General features: G+C 42.2%; 20 protein-coding genes and 3 pseudogenes. 8 read left to right on the top strand and 15 right to left on the bottom strand.

What is annotated here, in order from left to right:
- Positions 1-43: 43 nt before the first annotated feature.
- The 4 genes and pseudogenes from E4O00_RS09625 to E4O00_RS09640 all read left to right on the top strand — a co-directional run.
- Positions 44-469: pseudogene (locus E4O00_RS09625) on the top strand (Rpn family recombination-promoting nuclease/putative transposase); the annotation flags it as partial.
- A gap of 67 nt (positions 470-536) precedes the next feature.
- Positions 537-1,883 (top strand): L-seryl-tRNA(Sec) selenium transferase, encoded by a 1,347-nt coding sequence (gene selA / locus E4O00_RS09630; protein ID WP_253677159.1) that lies wholly within the window; start codon positions 537-539, stop codon positions 1,881-1,883.
- 3 nt (positions 1,884-1,886) lie between these two features.
- Positions 1,887-3,773, top strand: a complete 1,887-nt coding sequence (gene uvrC, locus E4O00_RS09635) for an excinuclease ABC subunit UvrC (protein WP_253677160.1) — start codon at positions 1,887-1,889, stop codon at positions 3,771-3,773.
- 192 nt (positions 3,774-3,965) lie between these two features.
- Complete coding sequence (locus E4O00_RS09640; RefSeq protein ID WP_253677161.1) at positions 3,966-4,355, top strand: hypothetical protein; 390 nt, start codon at positions 3,966-3,968, stop codon at positions 4,353-4,355.
- Between the two features lie 48 nt (positions 4,356-4,403).
- Here E4O00_RS09640 and E4O00_RS09645 read toward each other — a convergent pair whose 3' ends face one another.
- Together E4O00_RS09645 and htpG are read right to left on the bottom strand one after the other, a co-directional pair.
- Positions 4,404-4,793: an Hpt domain-containing protein gene (locus E4O00_RS09645; RefSeq protein WP_253677162.1), complete on the bottom strand. Its 390-nt coding sequence runs from the start codon at positions 4,791-4,793 to the stop codon at positions 4,404-4,406.
- A gap of 92 nt (positions 4,794-4,885) precedes the next feature.
- A pseudogene (gene htpG, locus E4O00_RS09650) lies at positions 4,886-6,809 on the bottom strand (molecular chaperone HtpG).
- A gap of 318 nt (positions 6,810-7,127) precedes the next feature.
- On the opposite strand from htpG, the gene E4O00_RS09655 reads away from it, so the two are divergent.
- Positions 7,128-9,245: a methyl-accepting chemotaxis protein gene (locus E4O00_RS09655; protein WP_253677163.1), complete on the top strand. Its 2,118-nt coding sequence runs from the start codon at positions 7,128-7,130 to the stop codon at positions 9,243-9,245.
- A 54-nt stretch (positions 9,246-9,299) separates the two neighbouring features.
- On the opposite strand, the gene prmC is transcribed toward E4O00_RS09655, so the two are convergent.
- From prmC to E4O00_RS09675, 4 genes and pseudogenes are all read right to left on the bottom strand, one after another.
- The gene (prmC, locus tag E4O00_RS09660) at positions 9,300-10,304 is read right to left on the bottom strand and encodes a peptide chain release factor N(5)-glutamine methyltransferase (RefSeq protein WP_253677164.1); all 1,005 of its coding nucleotides are present in this window, start codon (positions 10,302-10,304) and stop codon (positions 9,300-9,302) included.
- A 6-nt stretch (positions 10,305-10,310) separates the two neighbouring features.
- Positions 10,311-11,397: pseudogene (gene prfA, locus E4O00_RS09665) on the bottom strand (peptide chain release factor 1).
- A gap of 50 nt (positions 11,398-11,447) precedes the next feature.
- Entirely contained in the window at positions 11,448-13,088 is a 1,641-nt protein-coding gene (locus E4O00_RS09670; RefSeq protein WP_253677165.1) for an ATP-binding protein, read from the bottom strand.
- A gap of 51 nt (positions 13,089-13,139) precedes the next feature.
- On the bottom strand, positions 13,140-13,346 hold the full coding sequence (locus E4O00_RS09675) for a hypothetical protein (protein ID WP_253677166.1): 207 nt from the start codon (positions 13,344-13,346) through the stop codon (positions 13,140-13,142).
- A 426-nt stretch (positions 13,347-13,772) separates the two neighbouring features.
- Between E4O00_RS09675 and E4O00_RS09680 the strand changes: the two genes are divergently transcribed.
- From E4O00_RS09680 to E4O00_RS09690, 3 genes are all read left to right on the top strand, one after another.
- Positions 13,773-14,480 carry a DNA-binding domain-containing protein gene (locus E4O00_RS09680; protein ID WP_253677167.1) on the top strand — a complete coding sequence of 236 codons (708 nt, stop codon included), beginning with the start codon at positions 13,773-13,775 and terminating at the stop codon, positions 14,478-14,480.
- Between the two features lie 307 nt (positions 14,481-14,787).
- Positions 14,788-17,112, top strand: coding sequence for a leucine-rich repeat domain-containing protein (locus E4O00_RS09685; RefSeq protein WP_253677168.1), 2,325 nt, complete (start codon positions 14,788-14,790; stop codon positions 17,110-17,112).
- Between the two features lie 123 nt (positions 17,113-17,235).
- Positions 17,236-17,589: a hypothetical protein gene (locus E4O00_RS09690; protein ID WP_253677169.1), complete on the top strand. Its 354-nt coding sequence runs from the start codon at positions 17,236-17,238 to the stop codon at positions 17,587-17,589.
- Positions 17,590-17,718: 129 nt separating this feature from the next.
- Here E4O00_RS09690 and priA read toward each other — a convergent pair whose 3' ends face one another.
- The 9 genes from priA to E4O00_RS09735 form a co-directional block, all read right to left on the bottom strand.
- The gene (gene priA / locus E4O00_RS09695) at positions 17,719-19,722 is read right to left on the bottom strand and encodes a replication restart helicase PriA (RefSeq protein WP_253677170.1); all 2,004 of its coding nucleotides are present in this window, start codon (positions 19,720-19,722) and stop codon (positions 17,719-17,721) included.
- 9 nt (positions 19,723-19,731) lie between these two features.
- The gene (locus E4O00_RS09700; protein ID WP_253677171.1) at positions 19,732-20,547 is read right to left on the bottom strand and encodes a uracil-DNA glycosylase; all 816 of its coding nucleotides are present in this window, start codon (positions 20,545-20,547) and stop codon (positions 19,732-19,734) included.
- A 9-nt stretch (positions 20,548-20,556) separates the two neighbouring features.
- Positions 20,557-20,958 (bottom strand): hypothetical protein, encoded by a 402-nt coding sequence (locus tag E4O00_RS09705; protein WP_253677172.1) that lies wholly within the window; start codon positions 20,956-20,958, stop codon positions 20,557-20,559.
- Positions 20,900-21,478 (bottom strand): hypothetical protein, encoded by a 579-nt coding sequence (locus E4O00_RS09710; RefSeq protein WP_253677173.1) that lies wholly within the window; start codon positions 21,476-21,478, stop codon positions 20,900-20,902. The genes E4O00_RS09705 and E4O00_RS09710 overlap by 59 nt, the downstream gene beginning before the upstream one ends.
- 3 nt (positions 21,479-21,481) lie before the next feature.
- The gene (locus E4O00_RS09715; protein WP_253677174.1) at positions 21,482-22,345 is read right to left on the bottom strand and encodes a methyl-accepting chemotaxis protein; all 864 of its coding nucleotides are present in this window, start codon (positions 22,343-22,345) and stop codon (positions 21,482-21,484) included.
- A gap of 14 nt (positions 22,346-22,359) precedes the next feature.
- Entirely contained in the window at positions 22,360-23,130 is a 771-nt protein-coding gene (locus tag E4O00_RS09720; RefSeq protein WP_253677175.1) for an oxygen-binding di-iron domain-containing protein, read from the bottom strand.
- Between the two features lie 92 nt (positions 23,131-23,222).
- Complete coding sequence (locus E4O00_RS09725; RefSeq protein ID WP_253677176.1) at positions 23,223-23,984, bottom strand: class I SAM-dependent methyltransferase; 762 nt, start codon at positions 23,982-23,984, stop codon at positions 23,223-23,225.
- Positions 23,984-24,232 carry a DJ-1/PfpI family protein gene (locus E4O00_RS09730; RefSeq protein WP_253679717.1) on the bottom strand — a complete coding sequence of 83 codons (249 nt, stop codon included), beginning with the start codon at positions 24,230-24,232 and terminating at the stop codon, positions 23,984-23,986. Before E4O00_RS09730 ends, E4O00_RS09725 begins: the two co-directional genes overlap by 1 nt.
- Complete coding sequence (locus E4O00_RS09735; RefSeq protein WP_253677177.1) at positions 24,120-24,539, bottom strand: DJ-1/PfpI family protein; 420 nt, start codon at positions 24,537-24,539, stop codon at positions 24,120-24,122. The genes E4O00_RS09730 and E4O00_RS09735 overlap by 113 nt, the downstream gene beginning before the upstream one ends.
- Positions 24,540-24,543: the final 4 nt, after the last annotated feature.

Below are 24,543 nucleotides of genomic sequence, written 5' to 3' on the forward strand. Positions count from 1 at the left end.
TTTTAGGGAATTTAGGGTATGCACTATTATTGACTTTTTCATTGATTTAAACAATCTTATTCACAGCGAATACAATGTGGTAGAGAAACACTTAAATGATAGACTTTCCGATGAGCTTGAAATCCACTTTTTAAATTTAGCCAAGGTTAAAGAGCAAGAAGAAAATAAAGAAACCGATGATAGGGAGGTACGTATCATGTTAGCCCAAGAATCAGCTATGATGAGAAAGGCAAATGCAACAATAGAACTAATGGAAATGAATCCGAAAGAAAGATGGCTTTATGAAAACCGAATGAAATACGAACATGACAAAGCTTCTTGGAAGCATGCGGGCTATCAAGAAGGTCTTGAGCAAGGACTGTACCAAAAAGCTCTTGAAACGGCAAAAAATTTGCTTGCAATGAATTTTTCTATCGAAAATATTGCCCAAGCTACAGGTTTAAGCATTGAAGAAGTAAAAGCATTATAAGAATCAGCCTTTTTGAAAAGGCGCCCCCTTCCTTGACAAGAGAGGCTTTCTATTCTATACTTCACCCATGGCAAAAGAAAATTCAAATCCGCTTGCAAGGATTCCGCAAGTCGAAAAACTTTTAAATGAAGATATATTAAAAAACACGGCAGCTCTTATCGGAAGGCCCTTTGTCGTAAAAACGGCCTCAGAATATTTGGAAAACATACGCAAAAAGGCAAGGGCCGGAGGCGAGGTGCCCTCACTTGAGGCTTGTGCCGAAGAGATAAACAAGCTGTGCAGGCCCATAATCCGCACAAAAATCACACCCGTCATAAACGCAACGGGAATCATCCTTCATACAAACCTCGGCCGCTCTCCTCTCCCTCAAACGGTTTGGGAAAGGGCAAAGGAAACCGCCTCGGGTTATTCTTCTATTGAAATGGATTTACGCGACGGCAACCGCGGAAAGAGGTTCGAGTTTTTAAACAGCTGCATGAGCCTTTTGACCGGAGCCGAAGATGCCCTCATATTGAACAACAATGCGGCGGCGGTTTTTTTAATGTTGAAAGCCCTCGCAGGCGGAAAGGAAGTTATAGTTTCCCGCGGTCAGCAGGTTCAAATAGGAGGCGGCTTCCGCATTCCGGAAATCTTGGAGATGGCAGGCTGTAAACTCGTTGAGGTCGGCACGACAAATATCACAAGCCTTAAAGACATTCAAAAAGCAATAAACGAAAACACGGCTATGGTGCTCTGGGTTCACACCTCAAACTACAAGATACGAGGATTTACGGAACAGCCCTCCGTTTCCGAAATCAAAAGCATTCTTCCCCAAAATATAATCCTTGCAGTGGATCAGGGCTCCGGAAACCTTGCCTTAAATGTTCCCGAAGAGCCGACAGTTTCTTCTATCATAAAAGAAGGAGCAGATCTTGTTTGCTTTTCGGGAGACAAGATTTTGGGAGGCCCCCAGGCAGGCTGGATTGTCGGCAAAAAGGAACTCGTTCAAACCGTAGCTAAAAATCAGCTCATGCGCACCTACCGCGTAGGACGGGCTGTCGCAAGCCTAATGCAGGAAAGCCTCATCCTCTATTTAAACGGAGGAGAGTCGGCTGCTCAGCGAGCCCTCCTTTTCGACCAAAAGAAAATAAAGAAGCGTGCCGAAAAAATCATTGCAGGCATAAAAAGCGGAGCGGGCGAATTGGTTCAAAAAAACTTTTCCCTCGGAGGAGGAAGCACCCCGGACACGGGCTTCAGTTCTTGGGCAGTAAAGCTAAACACTAAAACGCCTTGCGAAAAAATCAAAACGAGTTTACGCGAAATGCCGATTCCGATAATAGGCTTTATCGAAGAAGACTCTTTTTATATTCATCCTGCAAGTATCGAAGAAAAAGATGATGAATATGTAATAGAATCTTTGAACAAGTGTTTGTAAGTAATGACGGAAATTACGATTCGCGAAAAACTTCATACGGTTGCTCTCTCGGCTCCGAAAACGAGCGGGGTTTATCTTTGGAAGGATAAGGCCGGGACGGTCATCTATGTCGGAAAGGCAAAATCGCTTAAAAACCGCCTGAGTTCTTATTTTACATCGAACAGAGATATTAAAACCCGCATCCTCGTTTCGCGAGCCGATTCAATCGAGTACATTCAAACCGAAAACGAGTATGAGGCCCTCCTCTTGGAAAACACCCTCATCAAAAAACACAAGCCGAGGTACAATATAAATCTTAAAGACGGAAAAACCTATCCCGTCTTAAAATTAACCAATGAAGAATTCCCGAAGCTTTACCGCACGCGGAACATTAAAAATGACGGCTCAAAATATTTCGGGCCCTTCCCCAATGTTTCGGCAGTAGATATGTTCTTGACCCTGATAAAGCATAATTACACCTTGCGTCAATGCAAGCGGTTAAAAAAGCGGGATACGCCCTGCCTTTATTTTCATATCGGAAGATGCAAGGCTCCATGCTGCGGAAAGATAAGCGCAGAAGAATACGGAAAAGAAATAGAAGAAATATGCCTCCTTTTAGACGGAGATGTAGAAACCGTGGTTTTAGCCTTAAAAGAAAAAATGAAAGAGGCCGCAGAAAAAAAAGAGTTTGAAAAGGCAGCCCGCCTCCGTGACGGAATACAGGCAGTCTATGCTCTCCGAGGTCAAAACATAGTTCAGGACATGGACCCTGAAAGCCGCGATTATATTGCCTGGGCCTTTGAAGGAACCATGATCAGCATAGCGGTTTTAAAGATGAGAAACGGCCGCCTCGTCGGGCGGGATCTTTACCGCTCGCACAGCTTAAAAGAAGAAGGCGAAATACTATCCGAGTTTGTATCGGCTTATTACGTTTCGGCAAACGAGGTTCCGCCTAAAATCTTTATTCCTCAAGCCGCCGACGGAAACGCCCTCATCGAAAAATGGCTTAACGAGGAGCTGCACGCAAAGACAAGGATAAGCATTATTCCCTTAGAGGAAATCGAAGAAGCGGCAGACAAAACAAGCGAATACACAGCCAAAGAGCCGCCCGATCTTTCTCAGGCTGAGATTAAACACCACAAGGCCGCCTTGAAGATGGCACGCTTTAATGCAAAAGAAGATGCCCTGCGCCGTCTAAGAGAACAAGGAGATTTTGCGGCAGTTGAGGACTTACAAAAAAGGCTTAACCTCCCCTGCCTTCCCCAGCGTATCGAGGGATTCGACATTGCCCACCTCGGCGGAACCTTTACGATTGCTGCTCTTATTTCTTTTAAAGAAGGAAATCCCGATAAAAAGAATTACAGGATATTCAGGCTGAAAAACACCGACGGCGTAATCGATGACTATGCTTCGATGAGGGAGGTAATAGCCCGCCGATACACCCGCCTTGTAAACGAGGGAGCCGACCTTCCCGACCTAATCCTGATAGACGGAGGCTTGGGACAGGTAAATGCTGCAAGCAAAATAATAAAAGCCCTGGACCTTAATATTCCGGTTGTCGGCCTCGCCGAAAAAAACGAAGAAGTTTACTTTCCGCATAATTCAGAGCCCCTAATCCTCCCGAGAAGAAGCGATGCCCTCCGCCTTCTCCAAAGAATCCGGGATGAGGCCCACCGCTTTTCGAACACGAGAAACAATAAGCTCCGCAGAGCAAACAAACTTAAAACCGAATTTGAAAATCTCCCCAACATCGGAAAAAAAAGAGCCCATGCTTTGTTAAAAGCTTTCGGCAATATGGAAACATTAAAAACGGTAACAGCACAAGCTCTTTCAGAAGCCGTAAAGATTTCTTTAAAACAGGCAGAAGAAGTATTGGAAGCGGTAAAAAATGTACATCCTGTACATTTTTAATCTAAGAGTTTTGCTTGCAGCAAAACTCTCCAAGCAGGGAACCACCGGCATCCGTGGCTGAATTTTTAAAACTGTTCTAAATTTGATCCCCCAGTCCTCCATTCCAAAAATTATGTTTACATCTCAACTAAAAAATTTGTAACAATGCGGGGTTCTTAGGGGCCTAGCCCCTAAGCAGTGCGCGGAAAAGGGATGGGGTCAAAGGGGAAGGGAAAAACCACCGCTCTGAACGGGGGGTTGTACCTTCCCCTTTCAAAGATTATAATAAATGCGGAGGCCTTTGACGGCACTCAGGACGAAGAATTAAAGGATTTTTTAGAATATATTAAAACAGGTAAGGCAAAAAGTGAATTTACAAGGAGGATAGAAGAAATGATACAAACAATTAAAAATAACGAACAAGCCAGACAAGAGTATAGATTGATGTCAACATTTGAGATGGATGCCAGAGATAAGGGGTTTTCGGAAGGGACTTATAACACTAAACGCGAAACAGCTAGACTTATGAAAATGGAAAAACTGGATATATCTTTAATTAAGAAGATAACAGGTCTTTCCGAATCCGAAATAGAAAAACTGTAATTTTATCAAACAATGATGTAAATTGATTAAATGCGGGCTCTCAACTATTTACCCAATAACCTTTTTCATTTCTTTTAAGGTGTTAACATATTTTTCTTTAAACTTCGCAAGAAAGCCGTTGAGCAATTCGACATTTGCGGGTGTTTTGATGTTTGAAGGTTCAACCAAAAATTTTTCTATGTTTTTTGCAGAATCACCTAGGATGTTTGCTCCGACCGTATAAGAGCTGCCCTTCATCTTATGAGCCGTTTTCCGTACATTTTCACGCAAAGTATCATCACTTAAAACGGCCTCAGCATTCGAGTCAAAAAGAGTTTTTAACCGCTCTATCTCTGCTTCATCTTTTTCATAGGCTTCAACAAATGTTTCAAGTAAACTCATGTATATTTCCATATCGCCGTCTACCAGCTCCATCGCAGCCGCTCTGTCTAAATACATATATTCTCCCTAAAGAAATAAAATTAAAGCTAAGGCCTTGCAAAGACGATGAACCGAAGAATCCATTACAAGGCCTTAAGTCATTTCAAAATCTATTTTAAGTTTGTCATCAGCCTGTTAAGCCTCTTTACAAAGTCGACCGGGGCTTTTAGCTCTCCGCTTTCGACTAAGAGGGCTTGTTCCAAAAGCAGGTTGGACATATCATCTACAAATTCCTTGTCCTCCGAATCCTTTAATTTTTGAACCAAGGGATGATCCGCATTTACCTCCAATATCGGCTTAACGGCGCTTGTGTTAAACTGTCCCATAGCCCTCATCATTCTTTCCATCTGGAGGCTGGGATCGCTTTCATCCACAACTATACATGAAGGAGAATCGGAAAGGCGTTTTGAAAAGCGAACCTCTTTTACCTTGTCGCCCAAGACTTCCTTAATCTTTTCGAGAACGGGCTTAAAGTCTTTTTCTTTTTTTTCTGCTTCTTTGGTTTCTTCTTCGGTGCTAAGCTCCTTATCGGAACCGGCTCTGTTTGCAGCCTTCAATTCCCATTCCTTGTATTTTCCCAATGAAGGAATAATTATATCGTCAACCTCATCGGGCATGATTAAAACTTCAAATCCTTTTTGTTTGTAAACTTCAAGATGAGGAGATTGGCGCAAGGTCTTTTCATCTTCGCCGGTAATATAGTAGATAGCCTTTTGATCGGCCTTCATTCTCGAAACATAATCGGCAAAACTTGTCCACTCATCTTCTTTTACATCGGGAGAAGTTGTTTTAAAGCGGACGAGGTCGGCGAGTTCTTCCCTGTGCTCATAGTCGCCGTACAAGCCTTCCTTCAAAGGACGGTTAAATTCGGCTATGAATTTATTGTATTTTTCCTTGTCGTTTTCGGCGAGCTTTTTAAATTCTCCTAAAAGTTTTTTTTACCGAAGCATTTTTAATGCTTGAAAGAATTCTGTTTTGCTGTAAGATTTCGCGGCTTACATTTAAGGGCAAGTCCTCGCTGTCGATAACACCGCGTACAAAGCGGAGGTATGTTGGGAGAAGTTCTTTTTCGTCATCGGTAATAAAGACCCTCTTTACAAAGAGCTTAACTCCCGGCTTATAGTCCGCATGGAACATATCAAAAGGAGCCTTCGACGGAATATAAAAGAGGGTTGTATATTCTTGAGTTCCTTCCGCCTTTGTGTGAACATAGAGGAGGGGCTCTTGGGAGTCGTGCGAAAGGGATTTATAAAAGTTAAAATAATCCTCTTCTTTTAATTCCGACTTAGGTTTTTGCCAAAGGGCTCCCGCATCGTTTATCTGCTCCGTTTTAAAGGCTTCGGATTTTACCTTTCCCTTATCGTCATATTGTTTTTCAGTAAAATGAAGATAGATTGGGAAGGCAATGTGATCGGAATAGGTTTTAATTATTTCTTCAATACGCCATCGGGTAGCATACTCCGAGTCCTCATTGTTTAGGTGAAGGATAACGCAGGTTCCGTTTGCTCCTTCGGGCACATCGTCTATTATGGGGAAGGCAGTATCGTCAACCTTTTCCAAGTCGTAGGATCCCTTTCCGTCCGAAGTCCATTTCCAAACATCGTTTTCTCCGGCCTTTTTGGAAATAACGTCGATAGTAGAGGCAGCCATAAAGGCCGAATAAAAACCTACACCGAACTGACCGATAAGGTTGGAATCTTTTTTATCGGCTGCGGCAAGCTGATCTAAAAAAGCCTTTGTTCCGGACCTTGCAATCGTTCCCAAATTATTTTTTAGATCTTCCTCGTTCATACCCAAGCCGGTATCCCGCAAAGTGAGCGTATTAGCCGTATCGTCAAAACAGATATCGATTCTGGGCTCGAATTTAATCTGCTTATAAGCCTCATCGGAAAGGGTCAAATACTTTAACTTATCCAACGCATCCGAAGAGTTGGAGACAAGCTCCCTCAAAAAGATTTCCTTGTTTGAATAAAGCGAATGAATGATGAGCGACAAAAGCTGGTTCACTTCAGTTTCAAACTTGTACTGTGCCATAACAACCTCCAAAATAAACCGCAGAGCACGCAAAGAGCTCAAAGGGGTATTAAAAAATTTAGTATTAATATAGATATAATCTTTATATTTAAGGATAATAAATTATCGGTAAAAAGGCAAGAGGAGGGAATGTTCTAAGCACATAAGACAAAATATCGATAAAAAGGAATAGATATTTTTTTCTATATTTATCGTAAAATACGGTAACCTTCGGATAAATTGTACATTTTACAGATTAAGTACTGCCTGCCTTTGAGCCTTAAATATAATATTTTATAAATATAGCCCCTCAAAAGGGTTTATATGAAGGAGAATAAAATGAAAAATAATGATTCAAGGGAAAGAATAAATAAAAACACCCCCTATTCGGAAAAACGGAAATTTTCAATCAAAATGAAGTTATTGATAAGTGTTTTTGCATTACTTTTGTTACAGTACACGGCCTTAACCTACAAGGATTGGCGAAGCTTAGAAAGATTTTCCAAAACTCAAATTGAATCAATTGCCGACATTAAATACTTGGCGTTTAAGGATGCAATAAACAGTTATGCCCTTACAGGAAATGCCGTGCTTGACGGAGTATCAACAAACAAATCAGTCCTTGAAGCCTTCGAAAAAAGAGACCGTGAAGCTCTTTTAAAAATTATGGATCCAATCTATAAAAAATTAAAAGAAAAGTATAATGCAAAACAGCTTCACTTCCATACACCTGAAAGTGTTTCCTTCTTAAGACTTCAAAAACCTGAAAAATTCGGCGACGATATTTCTTCTTTTCGAAAAACCGTAGTGCAGGCAAATGCGGAGAAAAAAATAATATCGGGACTGGAAACCGGAGTAAGCGATCTAGGCTTCCGCGTAATTTTTCCGTTAGCAAATGAAGCAGGTAAACATTTAGGTACGGTAGAATACGGAGGAGCCGTCAATCAAGAATTCATTAAAAAGTTTGCAGAGACTTGTTCCGATAAGGTTTCAAGGAACGGATTGAACATAAGTGTTTATGCAAAAACATTGAAAGGCGATTATAAGATAATGGGTTCAAATTTTGAAAAAGATATAACGGAAAATCCTGAAGAAATTATCGCAAAACTCAAAAATGATTTTTTTATAAAAACATCAAACAATGATGCAACGGCTTATTACGGCCTTAAGGATTTTTCAGGTAATCTGATAGGATATATTAAATTTGCTTACAGTATAGAAAATATTATCACTGCGACAAAAACATTTTTTATAAGAACTCTGCTTATTTCTATAATCATCCTGATTGTATTTATTATAATGCTTGTTATATTTATAAATAAATTTATAAATCGGCCGATTAAAAACACTGCGAGGATACTCAAAAATATTTCTGAAGGTGACGGAGACCTAACGGCAAGTCTTCCAATCAAAGGAAATGACGAAATAACATCCCTGTCTCATTACTTTAATTTAACAATAGAAAAAATTGCAAATTCCGTAAAATCGGTTACATGTGATACGGAAAATATGCAGGAAGTAGGAAACGAATTGGCTGTAAACATGAATGAAACTGCGAGTGCAATATACCAAATAAGTGAAAATATCTCACACATAAAAAAGCAGATGATGACGCATACAGGAAGCGTTATAGAGATAGGTTCTTCACTACAATCAATGATGAGAACGATTGAAAATCTTGATAACTCGATAGATATTCAAACTTCTACGGTAGATGTTTCAGCCGAATCAATTAAGCAAATGGTTGAAAATATAAAAAAGGTATCCGGTATAGTCGAAGAGAACCTTAAAACTCTTGAAGAGCTTAAACTTGCAACGGAAAACGGCAAGGCACTAATTACCGAAACTGTAGAGCTTAGCAAGGCTGTAGATTCAAGTTCCGATATTCTTTTGGAAACAAGTGCAATCATCCAAAATATTTCTGCACAAACAAATCTGCTTTCAATGAATGCGGGAATCGAGGCTGCTCATGCAGGAGAAGCCGGAAAAGGATTTGCAGTCGTTGCAGGAGAAATCAGAAAACTTGCCGAACAATCCGGCGGTCAAGGAAAGAAAATAAATGCAATGCTTAAAGACTTAAAAGAAAAAATAGAGCAAGTTAATGCTTCGGCTCTTACAATAGAAAAACATTTCGATAATATATTCGATCTTGTAGAAAAAACAAAACAACAAGAACATATTATAATGAACGCTATGGATGAACAAAACGAGGGGAATCAACAAATACTGACTACCATAAATACCATTGACGATATAACTCATAAAATCAGAAATGTTTCTCAGGAAATGTTAAAAGGAAGCTCTCTGGTTTCCAATGAGATGAACACCCTCTCGGCTATGTCGGACAGTATCGCTAACAGTATGAACGAAATGTCTGCCGGAACACTTGAAATAAATAAGGCTGTTCATGAGGTACACGAAATCACTCAAAAAAATAAATATTTCCCAGGTATATGATGTTTCCTCGTCGATGCAGTCTGCGAATACAGCACCGATGAGGACTATCTTTTTTCACTTTGTGCACTCTATCACTCGGTCGCTTCCTGCGAGGTCTTTATGGATTTTAATTTGAGAAAAACCGGTACTCTTAAAAATCTCGGCAGCCTGGGAGGCGTGGTACTCTCCTACTTCAACAAAGAGTTTGCCGTTTACATTTAAGAACGAATAAGAGTTTTGAGCCAGGGGCGGAATCAGGGCGAGACCGTCTTCACCTCCGTCAAGAGCAAGGCGGGGCTCCGAGCGGCCGTCCTCTAAAAGGCTTTCGGTAAGTTTTGACGGAACATAGGGCGGATTGGCAGTTATCAAATCACAGCTTCGTTTTGAACCGGAAACAGGGGGAAAGCTAAGACGGAGGTCGGCTTTTACTGCAAGAGCTTTTTTATAAAGAGCGGCAGGCAAAAGAGAAGCCATATTCTTTTTACAAACCTCTAAAGCCCCTTCCGAAATATCCGCAAGCACCAAAAAAAAATTCTCATCAAAATAGTTTTGCACTTCGTGAGTGCTTTGCGCCCCTTGCGGTTTATTTAAGACAAGAGCCTTTTCATCCGGCGGTTTATTTAAAATACTTTCGTAAAGCTCCGCCGCAAGGGAGATTCCTATACAGCCTGAGCCCGTGCAAATATCCAAAACAAAGAGGGATTCATTTTTTTCAAATCTTTCCTTCGCAAAGTTTAGGGCAAGCTCTACCAAGGTTTCGGTATCGGGCTTGGGGATTAGCACATCTTCATTTACGTAAAAGCTCCTTGCAAAAAAATCTTTTTTTCCGATTAAATAGGCTATTGGAAGCCCTGCACTTCTTCTTTTTACGAGGTCTTCAAAGTCTTTTTTGTAGGGCAAAAAATCTAAATCGGAATGAGACAAGATCCAAGAGCGTTCTTTTTTTAGGACATGGGCTATTAAAATATCGGCATCAAAGAGGGCAGCATTCCTTCCGTATCCGTTTCTTGTTAAAAGGTGAGACGAAAGAAAGGAATCAGCTGCAAAAAGACGAGCTTCCCTTACCGTAAAAAAAAGCATTAAAAATTATTTATGCTCCAAGTGATGATCGGCGGCCTTCATCATTTCTTCGCGGGCGGCGATACAAAGGGCATCGATGAGCTCGTCGAGAGTTCCCTGCATAACCGCATCCAATTTGTAAAGGGTTAGGTTGATGCGGTGGTCGGTTACGCGGTTTTGCGGAAAGTTATAGGTGCGGATGCGCTCGGAGCGGTCACCTGAGCCGACCTGACTTTTTCTGTTTTGAGCCCGTTCTGCCTGCTTTTTACTTTCTTCCAAATCATAAAGACGGCTTCGCAAAACGCGCATGGCCTTCGCCTTATTTTTAATCTGGCTTTTTTCGTCCTGACAAATAACCACTAAGCCGGTGGGTATGTGGGTAATGCGGACTGCGGAATCTGTGGTATTAACGCACTGACCGCCCGGGCCGCCTGCACGCATAACGTCGATACGCAAATCTTCTTGATTGATTTCGATTTCGGTTTCTTCGGCTTCGGGCAAAACCGCAACGGTTACGGCACTTGTGTGAATGCGGCCTGAACCCTCGGTTTCGGGAACACGCTGAACGCGGTGAACGCCCGACTCGTAGCGGAGGCTTCCGTAAACATACTTTCCCGAAATGGAAAAGGTAATTTCCTTGTAGCCGCCGAGCTCGGTTTCGTTTAAGGACAAAATCTCGTACTTCCAGTTTTTCATTTCGGCATAGTGGGTGTACATTCTAAAAAGATCGGCCGCAAAGAGGGCGGCCTCATCACCTCCTGTACCGCCCCTGATTTCCATGATAATATTTTTTTTCTTCCAGAGGATCGGGCGGAATTAAAAGCATTTTTAAATCGGCCTCGCTTTTTTCAAAGGCGGCTTCAAGAGAGTGGAGCTCTTCCCTCGCCATCTCTTTGAGTTCGGGATCGCTTTCTTCTTGAATGAGGAGCTTGGAATCGTCTATCTGTTTTTCGATAGAAAGATAGTTATCGTATTCTTCCATCAACTTTGAAAGATAGGAATGCTCCCTCATGGTTTCTTTATATTTTGCAACATCCTTAATTAGGTTGGGATCTTCAACTTCTTTTTCGACCTCAACAAGTCTATTCCTTAAATTATCCAATCGTTCTTTCATAAAAATTCCTTATAAGGGGCGAGTATAACACTTTTTAAGGAAAATGTATACTAGTTATACGAATGATCGATTACCCAATCCTTGATTGTTCTTTTTTCTTCATCAAAACTTGAACCCACGGCTATTATCTGTTTACCGCTTCCTGAATACTTGCCGGCATAGTTTTTCTCTTTGATTTGGTTGACGGCATCTTTTGCCGCAGCATTTTTTATTGCAGAATCTTCAGCCTGTCCGGTTGAAGAGAGCTTAAACTCAAAGATATAAACCTTGTCCTTTAATTCTACAATACAGTCGGCTCTTCCTGTCGAGCAATGAACTTCAGTATGCACAAATTGGTTCATAAGAGCGAAGACAAGATAAACGGCAGTCTGATAGTTTTGCTCACGCAAGGCTAAATCTTTTTCGGTTAAGTTATCATAGGGAATACCTGAAATTATCCCCTTCATCTTTTGCATAAAACCGTCTACATCTCCCGCCTCAATTTGCTCGTAGAATTCCCAAATCGAAAGTCCCGTTTTGTCGGTTCTTATAGGGGTATAGGCAGGCAGTAAATTATCCAAGAATCCGTAGCGAACCTCGTCATTCGGAAAACCTAAACGGTAAAGACGAGAAAAATCATTATAGTCTTTAATGGTCAAATATCCCGATTGGAAGAGTATGGGTAAGGGATTTAAGGTCTCGGCCCTATAAGTTTCTAAACCGGCCTCGTTCATTTTTACGTTTCCGTCAAGGTCGGGAATATTGTAATAGGCTTTTTTTAAGTACTCAACCAAAAAGGTCGGAGTTCCCGTTGCAAACCAATAACTTGAAAATTCGCGGGAAGCAAAAACATTTAAAAGGCTAAAGGGATTATACATACCTTTTCCCTTTCTTGCAAAAAGGTAGCCGTCATATCTTTGTTTTAATTTTGTAAGAGTTTCCTCATAGCTCAACTCATTATTTTCTGCAAGGGATTCAATTTCAGGGCAGAAGCCTGCTTCAAGTTCTTCTTGGGAAATGCCGCAGATTGCAGAATAATCGGACAAGAGACTTAAATCCCGCAAATTGTTTAAATCGCTGAATATACTGACCTTACTGAACTTTGTAACTCCCGTTAAAAAGGCAAAGCGGACATATTGATCGGAACTTTTAATAACGCCGTAAAAGCCTTTAAGTATTGTGCGGTAGGCTTCGTTTAAGGCCTCATCCTTCCACATTGTTTGAAGGAGGGGCTTATCATACTCGTCGATTAACACAACGGCCTGCTTACTTGTTTTTTCATAGGCTCGGCGGATAAGGCCTGCAAAGCGGCTTGAAAAAGAGGACTCGGCCTTTTCGGTTCCATATTCTTTTTCCCATAAAGAAAGGTTTACATTTAAAAGCTCTTCCAAGTCCTCCCTTGTTTCGTATTTTGAAAGATTAAAGTCCAAGTAGAACACGGGATACTTCTGCCAGATTTCTCTTTTTTCCTTTTCGCTCTCTTCCAGCTTTTCGATGGCCAAGCCCTTAAAGAGCTCTTTTTGACCGAGGAAGTAGGCCTTTAATGTGGAAAGAAGGAGACTTTTCCCGAAGCGTCGCGGCCGGCTTAAAAAATGGACACGGCTTGCATTTATTAATTTCCAAATAAGCTCCGTTTTGTCTACATAGACAAAATTTTCTTTTCTTATAACTTCAAAACTTTGAACGCCGATAGGCATTTTTCGTGTATTCATAAATATAGTATAACAGAAAAATACAAAGTTGACAATAAAAACCAAAAAAACTTAACCCTTGCAATTTTGTCTCCAATCTTGTATACTGTTGCCATGTTGAATAGAGGAAACAGAAAAACTTGTCGGATTTACAAAAAAAGTAATAAAAAGCACTTGACAGAAAAAGCCGGATTCGGCAAAATTCGCAGCCTCGCAGCCTCGCAGCCTCGCAGCCTCGCAGCCTCGCAGCCTCGCCCACAAATGTACCTCCGTATACATTTGTGGGCTTCGAGTTTTGCCTAAAGGCAAAACATCGCAAGACGACAACCACGGACATCCGTGTCCGAAAAGAAAATGTCTATACCCAAATAAAATTAAATATAAACTACTAAACCCAAGCCCAAGCACAGAAGGTCGTTCAAAACAAGCCTCTCTGTACTCGGGCTTTTTTTGTATTACACCGTTTAATAAAACCGCAAAGATCGCCAAGAACGCAAAGGAATGCTCAAAAAGATACGTCCTGTATATTTTTGAGCGGCGAGTGTTTTTGCTTCGCAAAAAACTCGCAAGAATTAAACCACCGGCATCCGTGCCGGCTGACGAATATCTTGCAACAACTCCCTCAAATTTCTTTGCGAAGTTGAGCGTAAGCTCAACGCTTTGCGAGCTTAGCGGTTAAATATAAAAAAATTTTAGGAGGAAACTATGCTAAAGTATTGTTTGCGTGAGAACCTACTCACGGCAAAACCGGATGATTACATGGCTCAGGTTACCGACAGCCGCGTATTCACCCTTGAGGACATTGTAGACCGTATGGTAAAGCGCGGCACCACCGTAACCCGCACCGACCTTGCGGCAATTATGCAGCTTTACACCCAAGAGTGTACCTACATCGTGGAAGAAGGAGGCTCCTTAAACACGCCCCTCATCAACACGAGTTTCAGCATTTCGGGTGTTTTTGACGGGGCGGACGACAGCTTCGACGCCAAAAGGCACAGCCTAAACTTAAACATAAGCTCAGGACTTGCCTTAAAAGAAGCCTTGACCAAAACAAAGGCAGAAAAAACCGAAACTGCAAGTACCGATCCCTACATTACGGCGGTCTGCGACAAACTTAACGGCACAACCGACACCGTCAAAATAGGCTCGGTAATGGAGATAATCGGAAGCCGCTTAAAGTTTGACCCCAAAGACGAAGAACAGGGCGTATTCGCCGTAACAGGCACAAACGCCATCCGCTGTGCCGCTGTAGTCGAAAACAAACCCGCCCGGCTCATCGTCATCCTTGACCCTGCAGTCCCTCCGGGAGACTTTACCCTCGAGGTAAGGACGAAGCTGGACAGTAACGGTAAAACGACAACGAAAACACTGAGGAAAGGTTACTATCACAAAACCTTAAAGGCAATAATCTGACGGTAATGACGGACACCCCGTCAGCATAATGACGGTCTGTCTGTCAACGTAATGACGGACACTCTGTCAAGGTAATGACAGACGGTCTGTCAGCATAATGACCGCTCAAAAAGATACGTCCTCAGTCCTTTTTGGACTTCGAGTGTTTTTGCTTCGCAAAAAACTCGCGAGAATTAAACCACCGGCATCCGTGCCGGCTGACGAATATCTTGCAACAACTCCCTCAAATTTCTTTGCGGAGTTGGGCGAAGCTCAACGCTTTGCGGGCTTTGCGGTTAAATTAACATAATTTTTAAGGAGGTTTGACATGAAAAATGCAAACACAAAGCGAAGAACAAGGTTCTTTGCAGCTTGGGCGGCAGTTACGGTACTTGCCGCATCGTTATTGCTTACGGCTTGTCCTCACAAGCCTAAGGACACCCCTAAACCGCAAACGGTTACCATCACCGTAGAAGGAGATGAAAACGTAACCGTAAAAGAACCTAAAACTTTTGAAGTTGCAAAGGGTAGCAAATGGAGCAGTGTAAAGACAGAAGCCGTAAAAAAACTAAGCTATAAGGACGGTTACGAGGCAAAAGGCTTTAAGCTCGGCAATAAAGACGGAGAGGACTTAAAAGACGATTACGCCTTTAACGGAAACAAAACCGTCTTTGCTCTTTCAAAAATAAAAGGCATAACTTACACGGTAGAACACCGGCTGCAAAATGCCGAAGATAACGGGTACACCTTAAAAGAAACCGAAGAAAAACCCGGCAAGGCAGGCGAAGACACGGCTGCGGCAGCCAAAACGTACAAAGGCTTTACGGCAAAAGCTATTACTCAACAAAAGATAAAAGCCGACAGCTCTACCGTAGTAAAAATTGAATATGACAGAAACATTATAACCCTTAAACTTAATTTGAACGGAGGAAGCTCAGATACACCGCTTGAAAACGGAGAGGGCGGTACAAAACTCCTAACAGGCAAGTACGGGGCAAAGGTAAAGCTTGAAAACTTGGGAAAAACCGGCAATGTTTTGGAAAAATGGACTCCTCCTTTACCCGAAACCTTTCCCGTTTCTTCACCTGCCGAAACCTACACCGCCTCTTGGGTTGACGGATATATTGTTACCATAAAAGGCGATGAGCGAACCGAAATAACCGACAATACTTTTAAAGCAACTCTTAGCCCAATCCAAACATGGAATGCTATAGCAGCACAAGTAAAAGCTAAGGTAAACTTAAAACCCGAATGGCAGGGCGGCGATTATGAGGTTTACGAATGGAGACTCGGAGGCGAAGCCGGAACAAAACTTGGAGGTGAGGAACCGATAAATAAGCACTTTACCGTATATGCCGTAACCAATTATGCTAAATTTAATATTGAAGGTACTAAGATTAAAGGTTATAAAGGCAACCGACCTAAGGGCAAGATAATAATCCCGGATAGCACTACAGAAATAGAAAAACAAGCTTTTTCATACTGCGAAGGCTTAACGGATGTGGATTTCTCCGGCTGCACAAACCTTACCCAAATAGGTTATAGCACTTTCGAAAATTGTAAAAATTTAACGGATGTGGATTTCTCCGGCTGCACAAACCTTACCCAAATAGGTTATAGCACTTTCGACGGTTGTACAAATTTAACGAATGCGGATTTCTCCAACTGCACAAAACTTACCCAAATAGGTCTTAGAACTTTTGCAAGGTGTAAAAGTTTAACAAGTATAAAGTTACCTGCAAATCTTACTACCATAGCTCAAAAAGCTTTTGAATGTTGTGATAAATTAACCGACATAAATTTACCTACAAAACTTACCGAAATAGGGTATAGCGCTTTTGGATCCTGCACACAACTTGAAGGAGCCGACTTTTCTGCTTGTAAAGAGCTTACTAAAATATACGAAAAGGCTTTTTCCGAATGTCCAAAATTAAAAACCGTAAATCTACCTGAAAGCCTTACCGAAATAGATGGTAATCCTTTTTACGGCTGTGAAAACTTAACAAATCTTACTGTAGATCCTGCCAATAAGAAATATAAAGCTGAAGGAAATGTAGTATACACAAAAGACGGGAAAACCCTTGTTCTTGCAGCAAGCGGTTTAACTGAAGTAAATATTCTTGGCACGGTTACTACAATAGGTAAAGGAGCTTTTTCCGGATGTAAGCTCTTAAAAAGCATAAATCTGCCGGCAGACCTCACTGAAATAAAAATTGAGGCTTTTTATGGATGTACAGGCTTGAAAGGAACTATAGTATTCCCTGCAAAACTTAAAACCATGGAAATGACATACGATAATGATGACGGAGTATTTCAATCCTGCACACAACTTGAAGGAGCCGACTTTTCTGCTTGTAAAGAGCTTACTAAAATACGAAAAAAGGCTTTTTCCGGATGTACAAAATTAAAAACCGTAAATCTACCTGAAAGCCTTACCCAAATAGATAATAATGCTTTTAGAGAATGTACGGCCTTACAAAGTGCAGTCTTTGCAGATAAAACCGGCTGGGCTGTGTACAACAATTGGAGTTTTAAAGACATACATAACACCATAGATGAAGACAAATTGAAAAATCCTGCAATGGCGGCTAAGTATTTACGCGAAAAAACCGATAAAGGCGGTTATAGCGATAAATTCTGGAAGAAAAAATAAGAATCATTTCGATGAAAAATGTACATACTTGTACATTTTTCATCTTAATAGTTTTGCTTATACAAAACTATCGAGCATGAACCCACAGCCGTCCGCTGTGGTAAAAAATACAAGGAGAAAAACATGGATACATCAATAATTATCACTTTAATCAGCGGCATTATTTCAATTGCAGCGGCTTTAATCGGTTCGGCAACTTCTCTTCATATTGCAAAAAAAAGTAGAAACGAACGAGATATTACAAAAACCAGCAAAGAAATATGCAGAAACCTGGAATTGTTCTATGAACTTGAAACAGAATACACAAAAATCGTTGCCGAATTGCGCACCAAAAATGGTATATCCTCTTACAACAAACCCGGCTCTGTTAAAGAAGAATTTAGGAAAATAGTAACAGAAAATCGTACAGATGGTGCTTATTTTACTTATCATCCTTCGAAGATGAAAGAATACAAAGAAGTCCTTAATATAGAATAGAAAGCCGGTTCCAAGACATAACACTAACATCAATAATAACCGCCCGATAAACAAATCTATTCTTCGCTTAGTAATTCTTCTACAAGATAATCATCGCTCATACAGTGCATATCCGAAATTCCTTAAACCTCACATAAGATTCAATGGATCTGTGTCAACCTCGATGTAGATGCCTGTCATCGGTTTATATTCTTTTACAAAGCGGGAGGCGGCGTTTTGGATTAGGGGGAAATTTGAAGAGCGGAGCAGAACCTGCTGGCGGTGGTTCCCTGCTATCATCGATAGGACACATTCGGAGGGGCCCATTATTTCAGCCTCGTCTTGGGTGAGGCTGTCGGGATTTTTATTTTGTGAGGAGAGAATGTATTTTAGAATGTTTACGGCGCCTTCTGCGGCGAGCTCGGCTTTTTTTAAGTCCTTGCTTCTAAAGACCAAGCGGATGAGGCGTTTAAAGGGCGGAAAATCCAAGAGTTTTCTTTGGCCGAGTTCATACTCGTAAAATTTTTCGTACTCGTGGTTTTTTGCACAAACAATCGAAGGATGATTAGGCTTTAAGGTTTGAATAATAACGAGGCCGTCCTCGCTGAAACGCCCTGCTCTTCCGGCGGCCTGAGTGATGAGGGCAAAGCTCCTTTCGGCGGCTCTAAAGTCGGGCATTTGAAGCCCTGTGTCTGCAAGGATAATTCCGACAAGTCTCACTTTCGGAAAATTCAAGCCCTTTGCTATCATCTGCGTGCCGAGGAGGATGTCTATTCTTCCTTCCTTAAAATCCTTTAAACGGTTTTCAAGGCTGTTTTTTTTGGAAACCGTATCCGTGTCCACCCTCGCAACCGTGCAGTCGGGGAAGGCCCGGGAAACTTCTTCTTCGATAAATTCGGTACCGACCCCTGCATAGCCTATGTCGAGGGAATTACACTCAGGGCAAAGGGACGGAGGCATTGCCTGCATTCCGCAATAATGGCACTTCATTACGTTTTCGGCTTTATGAAAGGTCATCGGTACGGAACAGTTTTTGCAAAGCATCTCATAGCCGCAGGATCGGCACCTGAAAATATGGGAAAAGCCCCGCCTGTTTAAAAAGAGGATGGTTTGTTTTCCCTCGTTTTTGGTTTTGCGTATTTCGCTTATAAGCCTTTCGCTCAAAGCCCCCTTAAGCCCGGAAATATTTTCTATTTCGATTTGAGGGAGGCTTCCGCCTGCAAGTCTTTTTGAAAGGGAAAGAAGGGTAATTTTTTTGTTTTGAATCATGTTCCACGCTTCAAGCGAGGGAGTTGCAGAGCCCATCACCACGGGGCAGTTGTGTTTGGAGGCCAAGTACATAGCCGTCTGGCGGGCGTGGTAGCGCGGCACCGACCCCGACTTATAAGAAGCATCATGCTCCTCATCGATTATTATAAGACCTATTTTTTCGGCAGGAGCAAAGACGGCGCTTCTCGCCCCGACAATCATAAGAGCTTCCCCGCGCTTTATCCTCATCCACTGGTTGAGCCTTTCGCTTCCCGTAAGGCCTGAGTGCAAAACTGCAGCCTGAGTACCGAAGCGTTTTACGGCAGCACTTATAACCTGATGGGTAAGCCCTATTTCGGGAACAAGGTAGATGACGGCCTTTCCTTCCGCTATTATCTTTTCGGCCGCCCTTAAAAAAACTTCCGTCTTCCCCGAACCGGTTAAGCCGTATAAATAAAACAATTCTTTCTTGTTTGAGTTTACGATTTTTTCAACAGCGGTTTTTTGCTCATCGGAGAGGGTAAAGGTCTTATCTTCAAGCTTGCTGCCCCATTTTAAATTTTCAAAAGAAACTTCCCTTTTGCCTGAGGGGAGGATTGCAGAGAGGGCTTCGCCGAAGCTGCAAATATAAAAGTGCGAAATCCACGAGGCTAGTTCTATCTCTGCCTGCCCGAAAATCTTTTCCTTATCGACAACGCGTTTAATCGGCTTTATCTTATCCTCTCCCACAGGACTCTCCTTAGGAAAGGCATCCGATTCTTCTATTATAAAGCCTATCAAATTTCGTGAACCGAGCTGAACGGAGGCCCTTTTCCCAACAAGGCTTTCGCTTGTTTCTTCTATGTTTTTATAGGTAAAGTTTTGATATAGAGGAAGGTTAAAGGCGAGGGTCAGCCATTTTGCCATAGGTGCCGCCTAGTTTTTCTCAAGCAATTCGTTGAGGCGGGCACGGAATAATTTTAAGTCCTCCCATGCAGGCCGTTTTAAATTGACATCACGCAAGAGGGCGCTTGGGTGATAGGTAGCCATGAGGGGAATTTTTTGGTATTCAAAAAACTTGCCGTGCATCTTGCCTATACCTTCTTGAGTTTCCAAGAGGTTTTGAAGAGCCACCCGTCCGACCACAAGAATAGCCTTGGGTCTTATCAGGGCAATTTGAGCATTTAAATAATTTCTGCATGCGGCCGTTTCGTCGGGTAAGGGATCGCGGTTATTGGGCGGCCTGCATTTTACGACGTTTGTGATATAGCAATTATGGGTGCGGTAAAGCTCGATGGCGGCAAGCATCTTGTCCAAGAGCTGCCCTGCCTTGCCGACAAAGGGACGGCCTTGAGCATCCTCATCAGCTCCCGGCCCCTCGCCTATGACCATTACATCTATCTTACCTTCAGCATTGGAGAACTCCCGCGGCCCCTCCCCTGCGACAGTATTATGCCTCCTCTCGCATAGACGGCAGGCCTTACAGGAAGCAATCTGTGCATAGACCTTTTCAAGACTTTCAAAGCCGCTTTCTGAATCGGGCAAGGGATTTTTTAAAGCATCCGGTCTGTCCGTATCGGAGAGAAATGTATCGGCGATAGCGGGGCTGCCCGACTCCGGATTTACCGAAACAGAGTCATCGATAGAGTCATCTCTAAAATCGGGATACTCTTCACCGGTTTTAAAGCCCGATAGACATTCCGAAGCTGTGCGGAAAAATGTGTATAGTATTTTTTTTTCTTCGGCTTTCATCGATAAAAACTATTGCCCGCCGCCTTGAGTACCGCCTGCTTGATCACCGGCGACTTGAGCACCGCTCATCTTGGCTTTAAGCTCCCGCAAGGCTTTGAGGGTCTCGCTCGCATCGCTTCTTGCTACAGCCAAAAAGTCGATAAGCTGGGGATATTGCTTTAAAAGCTCGCCCCACTCTTTCATATCGTTCATTCTGAATTTCAAAGCGGCGGCACTTTTACCTTCTTGAATCATCATGTCGGTAAAGGCCTTGGTCTGCTGCCTTTCATACTCGGCATAGGCATCTCTTATTACGGTATAGAGCTTAAGATCCGGGATTACAAAATCGGAAGAAAGCTCTGCGGAAATAATTTCAATTTCGCCCCCAAGGTCTTTTTTTAAGAGAAGCTTGAATCTTTTCGCTAAATGCACCGTATTGGAATTTTACCTTTTCATACTCAGCAGGATTCGACAAAAAAAACTCTATAAATTGATTTGCAGCTTTTTCTGCTCCTTCCCTTACCTTGTTTTCAACAAAGTCATCCAATCCGCTTTGAGTTTTTATCGAAGCATTTTTTACAAGAGGAATAAGACTTTCAGGCCTTACGGAAGCCGAAACCCTTATGCCTAATTTCCAAGTAAAATCATGCTTTTGCTCCATCACTACCGAAAATTTATCAGCTGAAGGAAGCTGCCCATCACTCTTATATTCAACCTCAATAGGGCTTAAATTAAAGGTAAGAATCTTCGAATTAGTGGGAACTAATCTTTCCCATCTCCACATAAATTCGCCCGGTATCACGAGCTTATCGTGATAGCCTCCCGACTTTGAAAGCATCACACCGTAAGAGCCGGCAGGAACGGAAAACTGCATCCATCCGAAAAAAAAGGCAGTTCCTCCCAATATAATCAAAATAAAAAACCAAATTAAAAATGAAGTTCTTTTTTTCATAAATTAAGACCTATCCTTTTGCTGAAGCAAGGTGCCAAGATGATCGTGGGTTGTCTGCATAACATCGAGTATCGTTACCGTGTCCCTAACCAACCCGTCTATTGCTTTAAGAGAAGCAAAGCCTTCCCTTATGGTGGCATCCTGTTCACGGGTTGAAGCATTGATTTCCGCCAAAAAAGAACCTGCCGAAGTGAGGGTGCCTGAGTTTTCGTCAAAGTTATCCAATACATCTTTAAAAGCCTTTTGGAACCGTGAAAAAAGCTCGATAAAGCCTGTCATGCTGTTATTTATTTCTTCTACCGATTTATTCAGCTCTTCAAGCTTGACCTCAATTTTTTTTGCAAAATCCCCCGTTTGGGTAGCAAGGGAGCGCACCTCATTGGCGATGATTCTAAAACCGTTTCCTACACTTCCAGCACGGGCAGCCTCGATTGAAGCATTTATGGCCAGGATACCTGTTCTTACCGACACATCCTTGATGCCTGAAAGCATATCTTCCACTTCGGTTGTTCTTTCCTTTAAAACCTCAAAGGCCGATGCGGCTGTTTGTGCAGTCTGAGCCGTTGTTTCAATCTCGTCAACTCTTTGGTGAATTTCCTGCTGAATCTCAGCACGCTTTTCGACAACCTTAGCAAGCATTAGGTCTACCTTGTTCGTGTTTTCTGCCGAAAAACTGCTTTCCTTTTGGATCTCTTCAAATAAAGATAAAATAGTCTCAAACTTCTCCTGCAAATTTCCCATTGCCTCATCTATAATATCAAAGGAATGGGAAGTTACAAATCCGAGAACTGCACCCTTATTATAGTGTACAACTATCTTATCTATTAAGTCGGAAAAATTATCAACTGCATTTTTATCTTCAATCATAAACAGCCCCTAAGTTAAAATAATTGCTCAAGATAATCCGAGCCGCATTTTAAGTTAGATATCCAGTTTAAAAAATTGTCTACTTGCTCTTCCTTATAGATTGCTCCATGCTGCGGAGCAATCATTACAGGATTTAAGCGGCGTACGGTTTCTGCCCACTTGGAAACAATCTTATTTGAAGCCATGTACCTGACATGGAAGGGCTCGATTAAGGGCAGGTGCTTTTCAAAGTTTTCAACAAAGGTCGTTTCGTTGTCCTCATCGAATACGGCAGCTCCAATATCGCCGGTAAAAAGAATTCGGGAACGCTCGTCATATAGGCCGAACTGCCCCGGAGAGTGCATAAAGTGTGAAGGAATACACTTCATGTTTGATCCTGAGGGAAGAGAAATATTCATTCCCTTGTCGGGTATCGGAACCATCCTCGAAATATCTACAATGCCGAAGTGAGGCATAAATCTAATCCATAGAGAAGAAATATAGATCTTAGCCTTTGTAATACCGAGCCAAAGAGCTATACCCGAAGAAACGTCAGGGTCTTGATGTGAAAAGAAAATGGTATCTATTTTATCCACGGAAATAAAGCGGCTTACTGCGGTAACAACCCTCGAAAAAAGATGGACTCCGCCCGGATCAAGGAGAACGCCCCGTCCCCTATCTATTATAAGATACTGCATTGTCTGTACTGCACCCTTTCTTTGTTTACTTTCAGAGCCCAGCCATATAAATTTATGATCTGCATCTTCATATAAAACGATGCCGTCAATGCTGTTATTTTCACTCATTTAAAACTCCTAATATTTCTAAAATTACCCTTTAAAATTAAAGTATACCAATAATCTACAGGATATACAAGTATTTTTTTAAAAGAAAAAAGTTATTTTCTTGCTATCAAAACCATTGTGCGGGCTTTTTCGTTATATGGCGAAAAATCGAAGTCGCCGTATATTTCTACGGAAGAAAAGCCGCTTGCAAGCATCAGCCTTTTTAATTCCACTGCGGAATAGAGGCGCTGAACATAGGTGTGATCTGCCTTTCTGCCCTGCTCATCATAAAGAATCCAGCGGGAGCGTAAACCTTCCCAAGCACCTTCAACGGAGTACTCGGTTAAGACCGTGAACCCGCCCCTTTCAAACCATTCTCCCTCGGTAAAATCGCGCACGGCTATTTCTCTTCCCGTCATTTCGAGAATAAACCAGCCGTTAGGTTTTATGGATTGGGCTATGTTTTTTAAAATTTGCATATCTTCTTCTATTGTGCTGCAATAGCCGAAACTCGTGTACATGCTGATAGCCGCATCAAAGCCTTCAGGACGCACAAATTTACGCAAGTCACCCTGAATAAGCTCTATATCGACTCCTTCATCTTGAGCGGAATCCATTGCGGCATTTAAAAAGGGGCGGATGAGGTCGATACCGGTAACCTTGGCCTTACGTATTGCAAGCTCGATGGCTATTCTTCCGGGGCCGCAGCCTGCATCTAAGATAGAAATCCCTGCATTATCCACAGGAACGCCGATGATCCTTAAAATAGACTCCGCAACGGTAGGAGCTTCTGCCCACCTCTGCGTATCGAACATAATCGGGGCGTATTCAGCCCAAAAAGTTTCGTTTTCAAACCAATCTGCAAGTTTTCCCATTATCGTGCAACCACCTCAGTTTTAAGTTTATTTAATGCGGTTTTTCCGCAAATAGCTTCAACAATTGCAAAGGCAAATTCCTCCGCAGCTCCGGCTGCACAGGCCGTGATTATGTTTCCGTCCCTGATAACACGCTCATCTGCCTTGGGTTTTGTCTTCAAATCCTGTCCCATTCCGGGGTAACAGGTATAGTTTTTTCCGTCTAAAAGGCCCCAAGAACCCAGAGCTAGGGCAGGAGCCGCACAGATAGCAGCAACAATTCCTCCGCTTGCAAGGGTCTTTTTTTGCAAGGTCTTCAACAGCCTCCGCACCGGCCAATGTACTGCTGTTAGGAAGACCTCCTGGGAGGATGACGGCAATCAAGCCGCTCTCCATCTGTAAGGCTTCTTCCAATACAATATCGCAGATTATAGGAACATTATGAGATGAGACTGCCGTTTTTCCTTCAACACCGACAGTAATCAAATCGATCCCTGCCCTTCTTAAATAATCTATGGGTGTAAGGGCTTCAACATCTTCAAATCCGTTTGCTAAAAACAAAAACGCTTTTTTCATTCAT

Source organism: Treponema sp. OMZ 788, assembly GCF_024181245.1.
Classification (GTDB): domain Bacteria; phylum Spirochaetota; class Spirochaetia; order Treponematales; family Treponemataceae; genus Treponema_B.